Source organism: Arthrobacter sp. KBS0703, from assembly GCF_002008315.2.
Taxonomy (GTDB): domain Bacteria; phylum Actinomycetota; class Actinomycetes; order Actinomycetales; family Micrococcaceae; genus Arthrobacter.
In genome coordinates, this window is sequence record NZ_MVDG02000033.1 from 1 (window position 1) to 1,204 (window position 1,204).

The window sequence follows — 1,204 nt, forward strand, 5'->3', positions numbered from 1 at the left end:
TGTCTCTTATACACATCTAGATGTGTATAAGAGACAGCTGCAGACCGAACGGCGCGAAGTGTGGGGCCACCGGCGTTCGCTCATGGAAGCTTTGGGCGCCGACGACGATACACAGGCGGCCGACAGCGGGAACGATTCACTGGCGGAACAGCCCAGCGGCGACTCCACGAACGACTTCGCTGCTCTCTCCACCAGCGAACGCGGCTGGGTGGGTAACGGCGCCCTCGCCGCCGTGATTCTTGCCTCGGTGGCTTCCTTTGCCGGACTGGCCGCACTCTTCCAGGCCGACGCCGCCGCCGGAGGCGCACTCCTGCCGGCCTCCGCCAGGCTGGGGGACATCTGGCATCACGCCTCGAGCTGGTGGATCGGACTCGGCGCCGGATTGCCGGGCCACGGTGATCCCTTTGGCTACGTCCTGTGGGTCCTGGGCCTGCTGGGCGGGGGAAACGCGAACGGCGCCCTCATCTGGCTGCTCCTGCTTGCCATGCCGTTGTCCGGGCTGGCCGCCTGGTTCGCTTCGGGCGCCTTGACGTCGCTCCGCCGGTTCCGGCTCGCAGCGGCGGTCGTTTGGGCCGGGGCACCGGCCTTGCAGATCGCCGTCAACCAGGGACGCGTGGGCGCCCTCGTGGCCCACGTCATGATGCCTCTGCTGGTGCTCGCGCTGCTGCGCGCCACAGGCTCCGCGATCGGACGCGGCCGCTTTGCCGTGCCCGCCACGGGCCAGCGGCATCAGGGTGACAAGCTACCGGTGAAACCCGGCGTCAACGGCACACCGTCCTGGACGGCTGCCGCAGCGGCAGGGCTCGCCTTGGCCGTAGTCACCGCTTCGGCGCCGTCGCTCCTGGTGCCGGCCGCCGTCGTCGTGGTCCTGAGCGGGCTGCTGCTGCGGGGGAGGGGACGCACCCTGTGGTGGGCCCTGCTGCCGAGCGCGGCTCTGTTCGTCCCGTTCGCCCTGTCCACCCTGGACCGGCCCCGGGCCCTTCTCGCCGATCCGGGACTGCCGCTGGCGTTCGACGCGGCTCCGCTCTGGCAGCAGGTTCTGGGCCAGCCCCTCAGCTTCGACTCCGCAGCCGGGCTGTCCGGCCTGGCGTTTTTCGCGGCCGGTCCCGTGCCATGGGCACTCGTGCTGGCGCTCCTGATCCTGTCTCTTATACACATCTAGATGTGTATAAGAGACAGGCCCTGGCCAAGTATTCGTTGGGCG

General features: G+C 69.1%; 1 pseudogene. It reads left to right on the plus strand.

What is annotated here, in order from left to right:
* Positions 1-1,141, plus strand: a pseudogene (locus tag B1A87_RS22695) (glycosyltransferase family 2 protein); the annotation flags it as partial.
* Positions 1,142-1,204: the final 63 nt, after the last annotated feature.